This is a genomic window from Victivallis sp. (genome assembly GCF_048170485.1).
In the GTDB taxonomy this organism is placed as follows: Bacteria; Verrucomicrobiota; Lentisphaeria; order Victivallales; family Victivallaceae; genus Victivallis.
Genome location: NZ_DBEXAY010000015.1, coordinates 1 through 6,689, shown reverse-complemented (window position 1 = coordinate 6,689; position 6,689 = coordinate 1). Strand labels below are relative to the sequence as shown.

5 protein-coding genes are annotated in these 6,689 nt (G+C 61.8%); 4 read left to right on the top strand and 1 reads right to left on the bottom strand.

What is annotated here, in order from left to right:
* Positions 1–138 precede the first annotated feature (138 nt).
* Positions 139–780: a deaminase gene (locus ACMLHG_RS00760; RefSeq protein WP_417169202.1), complete on the top strand. Its 642-nt coding sequence runs from the start codon at positions 139–141 to the stop codon at positions 778–780.
* Positions 781–814: 34 nt separating this feature from the next.
* On the opposite strand, the gene ACMLHG_RS00755 is transcribed toward ACMLHG_RS00760, so the two are convergent.
* A complete protein-coding gene (locus tag ACMLHG_RS00755; RefSeq protein WP_417169201.1) occupies positions 815–1,666 on the bottom strand; it encodes a helix-turn-helix domain-containing protein in 852 nt (283 codons plus the stop codon).
* A 119-nt stretch (positions 1,667–1,785) separates the two neighbouring features.
* On the opposite strand from ACMLHG_RS00755, the gene ACMLHG_RS00750 reads away from it, so the two are divergent.
* The 3 genes from ACMLHG_RS00750 to ACMLHG_RS00740 all read left to right on the top strand — a co-directional run bounded on the left by ACMLHG_RS00750 (position 1,786) and on the right by ACMLHG_RS00740 (position 6,634).
* Positions 1,786–4,242 carry a beta-mannosidase gene (locus tag ACMLHG_RS00750; protein WP_417169200.1) on the top strand — a complete coding sequence of 819 codons (2,457 nt, stop codon included), beginning with the start codon at positions 1,786–1,788 and terminating at the stop codon, positions 4,240–4,242.
* Between the two features lie 153 nt (positions 4,243–4,395).
* Positions 4,396–5,358 carry a LacI family DNA-binding transcriptional regulator gene (locus ACMLHG_RS00745; protein WP_294435334.1) on the top strand — a complete coding sequence of 321 codons (963 nt, stop codon included), beginning with the start codon at positions 4,396–4,398 and terminating at the stop codon, positions 5,356–5,358.
* A gap of 46 nt (positions 5,359–5,404) precedes the next feature.
* Positions 5,405–6,634: an MGH1-like glycoside hydrolase domain-containing protein gene (locus tag ACMLHG_RS00740; protein WP_417169199.1), complete on the top strand. Its 1,230-nt coding sequence runs from the start codon at positions 5,405–5,407 to the stop codon at positions 6,632–6,634.
* Positions 6,635–6,689 lie beyond the last annotated feature (55 nt).

Here is a 6,689-nt window from a genome sequence, read left to right as displayed (position 1 = left end):
TTCATCCACTCATCGAGATTGCGATGACACACTTGCAATTCAGAATTCCGGCGCTATCATAAAAAGAAGAGACAGATTTCCCCGGTTTTCGCGAGTCCATTCCGGAGCCGGGTGGAGAAGAAGGAAAGGATCCTGCCGATGAAAAAGATAATTTCACGGGGTGCGCTGTCACTTCTGTTCCTCGGGGCGGCCGGATGTGCCTCCATTCCGGAACCGCCGGTCCACTCCGCGCCGCTCACCCCCGCCATTGCGATGCCGCCATGGCTGGAGGAGATGGAGCAGCAGAACCGGAACCGGGTGTTCGCCACCGACGAGGAGAAGATGCGGTTCGCCATCGAACTGGCCAGTCAAAATGTTTTGCACGGCACCGGCGGCCCCTTCGGCGCGGCGATTTTCGAAGTGAAAACCGGCAGGCTTGTCGCGGTCGGCGTCAACCGGGTCGTCCCCGCCGGTCAGTCCTGGGCGCACGCCGAGATGACCGCCTTCGCCCGCGCCCAGCACCTCCGGAACAGTTTCAATCTCAAAGGCTGTCTGCTCGCCACCAGTTGCGAACCCTGCGCCATGTGTTACGGCGCTACGCCGTGGAGCGGAGTGGAAGCGATGCTTTACGGCGCGACCCGGGAGGACGCCGAAGCCATCGGATTCGATGAGGGGGACAAAGGCTCCGACTGGGTCGACGCTCTGCGAAAACGCAACATCGATGTGCGCGGCCCGCTCCTCCGCGAAGAGGCGAAACGCCCATTCACCCTCTATCGAGGCAAGGCGGGAACCATCTACTGACCGCGCTCTCCGGCGCGGCCCGGGGCATCGCCCGTCACGCCCCGCCGCTTCCGGAGTGATGCCCCAGCTCCTTGATCTGGCGGGGCGAGACCAGATACTTTTTCCGGAAAGCCCGGCGGAATCCGGCGAGATTGACAAATCCCGCCCGGAACGCCGCGGAGGTGATGTCGCACCTCCCCTGAATCAACTCCTGAAAGACCGCCTCCAGCCGAAGATTGGTCAGATAGCCGCGCGGCGTCATGCCGAAATGTTTCCGCATCGTGCGGTTCAGGTGCTCCTGCGTCCGGCCGGAGAGCTCCACCAGCCGCTTCAAACCGGCGCGGAAGTTCTCCTCGCGGTGCATCGCCGCGCAGGCGTCGAGCAGCCATTTCGGCGCGCCGTTCTCCTCCACCCCCGACTGCCGCAGCAGAACCCAGAGGAGCTGTGAGAGCAGAGTCCGCAGCAATGCATTCCGGAACCGGCCGAACTTCCCCCGCCGGGCGAGCAGGGTTTCGCAGTCCTCGAAGATCAGCTTGCGGCGCGCCCCGGGCGGGATCATGCCGCGGGCCAGCAGGTCGTCGGGCGCGATTTCCAGCTCCGCGGAAAAGTGGAGAAACTCCTTCTGAAACTCCTCCCGCAGCACGTTGCAGTTGAAGATGCGGACGAATTTACACCCCGGCGCACAGCCGATGCCGTGAGCATCCCCCGGCAGGAGCAGCTGCACCGTTCCCGCCGGGAGAACCGCGCTCCGCCCGTTCAGCGTCTGCTCCAGCTCCCCCTCCAGGACGACGAAGAATTCGCAGAACTCGTGATCGTGCGGCCGAAATCCCTCTCCGGCATGGTATTCCGAAGAATGGTACAGATATTTCTCCTGTTGAAGATAGGAATTGGCTTCCAGATGCAGCATCAAAAATCCTCCGTTTCAATATCAATGTAGTATCCTTTTTTGGAAAAACAAACCGTTTTTGCAGAGATCCATGATATTTTAGAAAAAGAATTTAATCCAACCCAAGAAAGGATTCCGCCATGTCAAAAATCAATCTTTCCGGCATCTGGAAGCTCTCCTGCGACAAGGAGGGATTTTCGCCGATCGAGGCGAATGTCCCCGGCGACAACGCCTCCGCGCTGCTGCGGGCGGGGCTGATCCCCGACCCCAACGTCGGCCTCAACGAACACGAGGTGCAGTGGATCGGCCGGTACAACTGGCGCTGGGAGCGCCGTTTCACCGTCGACCGGGAGTTTCTGAACGCGGAACGCATCTGGCTCAATCTGGACTCGGTGGACACCGCGGCGGACATCTTCCTCAACGGGCGGAAAATCGCCTCCAGCGAGGATATGTTTCTGCGGCTCCGCGTCGAGGTGAAACCGTTCCTGCAGGAAGGAGAAAACACCATCGCCGTCGCCATCACCGCGCCGCAGACATACATCGACCGGATCAGCGAAACGTTCACCTACCACCCGCCCCGGCGGGAAGGGAACGGCAGCTTTTTCTACGGCCGAAACTACATCCGCAAAATTCAGTGTCAGGGCGGCTGGGACTGGGGAGTCTCACTGGTCCTGAGCGGCATCTACGGCGAAATTTGTCTGGAAAACTCCTCCGGCACCCGGCTGGAATACGTCCGCACCGAACAGTTCCACTCCGCCGGCCGCTGTAACGTGACTGTCACCGCGGAGATCGACGCCCTCGCCGCCGGAACGGTGCCGGTCACGTTTGCATTCAACGGCGAAACCCGGCGCGTCGACGCCGCTCTCACCGCCGGAAAAAACGAGGTTTCCGCCGATTTCGAGGTGGGAAATCCGAAGCTCTGGTATCCGGCCGGATACGGGGAACAGCCGCTCTACCCGCTCACCGTCACGGCGGACGGCATGACCCTTTCCAAACGGATCGGCCTGCGCGACATGCAGACCGTCAGCGAGAAGGACGAATACGGCGTCTGCCTGAAATTCCGCGTCAACGGCATCGATGTCTTCGCCAAGGGAGCCGACTGGATCCCGATGGATTCCCGCCCCGAAACCTACACCCGCGCCCGGTACGACGCCCTGCTTTCCGACGCAGTCGAAGCCAACATGAACTGTCTGCGCGTCTGGGGCGGCGGCCTCTACGAAAACGAGGATTTCTACGACCTCTGCGACGAGAAGGGTATTCTCATCTGGCAGGATATGATGCTCGCCTGCGCCGTCTACCCGGACAGCGACAACTTCCTTGCACTCATCCGCGCCGAAGTGATCCATCAGGTGAAGCGGCTGCGCGACCACGCCTGCATCGCGCTCTGGTGCGGCGACAACGAATGCGCTCAGTTCGTCCCCCGCGAGCACGAGAACGTGCGCAAGGTGGTCTGCTACGACCGGGTCAATCAGGCGATCCGCCACGCGGTCTTCGCGGCGGACCGGACGCGGCTCTTCTGGCCGACCTCCCCCTGCAACACGCAGGATGACTTCACCGATCAGGACACCGACTCGCAGGGCGATATGCACTACTGGCGGGTCTGGCACGGCGGCCGGAGCGTCGACGCCTACTACGAGATCACGCCGCGCTTCTGCTCGGAGTTCGGCTATCAGGCCTTCCCAAGCCAGAACACGGTCGACTTCTACGTCGGCGAAAACGGCCGCAACGTCACCAGCCCGGTGATGGAACTTCACCAGAAGAACAACGCCGGGAATTCGAAGATCGTCGAGATGTTCACCCGCTACTTCCGGCTGCCCGCCGGCTTCGAGGACTTCATCTACCTGAGCCAGGTGCAGCAGGCGATGGCGATCCGGACCGGCGTGGAGTTCTGGCGCACCCTCAAGCCGGTCTGCATGGGAACCATCTACTGGCAGCTCAACGACAACTGGCCGGTCGCCTCCTGGTCGAGCCTCGACTACTTCGGCAACTGGAAACAGCTCCACTACCACGCGAAACGGTTCTACGCCCCGGTGATCGGCACGATCGTCCCGCGGGAGAACAAGCTGGAGTTCCGGGTGTCGAGCGACGTCGGGAGCAGAGTGTGCGGCACGATGACGGTTTTCGCCGTCCGCATCGCCGACGGCTGCCGCGTCAAACGCCTTTCGCTGCCGGTCGATCTGCCGCCGTACGGCGCGGCGCTGCTCCGACAGCTTCCGGCCGAGGAATGGATCGCCGACCCGACGCAGGAATTTCTCCTCTGGGAGCTGGAAGTCTCCGGCGACGGCAAAAGTTACACCCACCGCGGCGACCGCTTCCTGACCGAATACAAGCACTGCGAGCTGCCGAAGGCGAAGATCACCCACCGGCTCTCCCGCACGGAAGACGGGAAGTTCCTGCTGGAACTGGAGACCGATAAGCCCGTCTTCTACCTCTTCGCGGAGTTCCGGAAGATCCAGGCGACCTTCTCCGACAACAGCTTCGCCCTGCTGCCCGGGGAAACCTGCCGCCTCACCTTCCGGACCGGAGCGGAGGTCTCCCTCGAAGAGCTGGAACAGGCACTGGTCATCCGCGACCTGAGAAGCTCTTACGACTGCTGACGGACGCAGAATCCGTTCCGCGATGAAACCGGGTTTCATCGCGGAACGGAAAAATCCTCCCTTTTTGCACTTTTTCCGGATTCCGGATTGAAAAATCTCCTGAAAAGAAGTATGTTATCAAAAAGTTGAAACTGTTTCAATTCAGGAGATCCGATGGCCGATATCAATACACTGGCCCGGAAATGCGGCGTTTCAAAAGCGACGGTTTCGCGGGTGTTCACCGGGCGTGCCCGGGTCAGTGAAGAGATCCGGGCGCGTGTGCTGGCCGCCGCCCGCGAACTCAACTACCGCCCCCAGCAGGTGATGGCCCGCGACTGCGTCGCCATCGTCATCAACGAGATGCCGAATCCCGCCCGGCGCACCAGCTTCACCGAGCGACTGCTCAACAGTGCGGTTTTTGAGGTCACCCGGCGCAACCTGCTCACCGAAATCCTGCCGGTCAAAGATCTGCCCAAACTCTACAACGGCTACACCAAGGCGGTGCTGCTGCTGCTCTCGGAACAGGTCATTGAGCAGCACTTCGAACAGCTCAGCGCCCTTTCCATGCCGATCCTCACGGTCAACAAACAGTATGCCTTCAGCAGCGCGGTCTGCACCGACCACGGCGAAGGGGTCCGGCTCGCGCTGGAGCATCTCTACAAAAGAGGACACCGCCGAATTGCCGTCACCGTCGACCAGTTTTTCAACCAGGCGGGGCGGGAGCGGCTCGACGCCTACCGGGCGTTTCTCTCCGCACACGGCCTGCCGGAGCTGGAGCCGGTCATGTACACCGACCTCGAACCGGAGGGATCCAACCACCGGCTGCTCCAGCTGCTCAAGCAGGAACCGACCGCGCTGATCGCCTGCGGCGAAGGGGTGGCGCTGCCGGTTCTGCATGAACTCCATCGCCTCGGCATAAGGATTCCGGAGGATCTCTCGCTGGTCACCTCGGAGCTCTCCGGCATCTCCGGCTGGATGACGCCGGAATTAACCACCATCGACCAGGAGCTCGATCAGCTGGCCGCAGCCACTGTGGCGGAACTGGTCAAACTGATCCGCCACCCGGAGACGCCGCAGGAGGTGCGCTGGCTGCACACCCACCTGATCGTGCGCAACAGCGTCCGCAATCTGGAATGAATACCAACCGCAGGAAAAAAGGCCGCAAAAGAAGGATGTTGAAACCATGACAGCCCCGGAACCGTTCTCCCCTGCCGCCGTCAAACAGCTCACCGCAAGAGTTCCCGAAGTACAGCGGGCGCTGCTGAACAATCTGGACGCCTTTCCCCAGTATCCCGAGACGCCGCTGCTGAAGGCGGGCGATCAGTACGAGGGAATCTGGCTCGAACACAATCAGGATAACTTCTTTCTCGCCGACTATGCGCCGGAATCCGCCTGGGGTTCTCAGGACGCCTTCCTGCGCTTTCAGCGGGAAGATGGGCTGTTCCCCTTCGCTCTTCCGCTGAACTACCGGAAGGAGGGGAATTTCTTCTACGGGTACGACCGCTGTTTCTGGCACGTTCAGACTGTCTGGCCGTTTGCGCGCTGTGCGATGGAGATCGCCCGCAAGACCGGCCGCCCGGAGGAGGATTTCGCCCGGATCTACCGGGGGGCGGCGGCGTATGACAGCTGGTTCGTCCACCACCGCTGCGAAGCGGAGAGCGGCCTTCCGGCGATGTACTGCGAATACGACACCGGGCACGACAATTCGCCGCGGGTGACCGACGGCGGGATTCCGCACAGCTGCCCGGGAGACGATGCGAACAACATGCCGGACCTCCCGGAAATGCCGATCCTCTCGGTCGATCTCTCCGCCGCACTGTACGGCGGCCGGATCGCGCTGGCGGAGCTGGCGGACCTGCTGGGGAAGAATGCGGAAGCGGCCGAATGGCGCGCGAAAGCCGAAATGACACGGCTCGCCATCCGCCGTTACCTCTACGATGAGGAGGATGAATTCTACTATGATCGCGCCACGACCGGCTTCCGGAAGTACCGCACCGAGCATGTGACCCGCCTCTTCCTCAACCGTGTGCTGACGCAGGAGGAGTTCGACCGGGTCTATGTCCGTTATTTCTGCACGCCGGGGCGGGAGTTTCTGCCGCCGTACCCGCTGCCGTCGGTTTCGATCGATGACCCGAGCTTCCGGCACGGCATCCGGAACTCCTGGGGCGGGAATACGCAGGCGCTGACCTCGCTGCGGGCGCTCTTCTGGATGGGGTATTACCATCGGGAAACGGACCGCGAAGCGCTGCTGCTGCGCTGGATGAAGGCGTTTGAAGAGCATCCGGAATCGACCTTCCAGCAGGAGCTCGATCCCTTTACCGGCGCTCCGATCGGCGACGGGGTGAACTACACGCCGACGCTGCTGCTCTTTCTGGCAGCGGCGAAACTGCCGCAGTTCACCTCCCGCATTTGAAAAACCTTCCCGCTTTCCCCGGAATAAGCAGAAGTTCCTTCCTGTCAGAAGCACG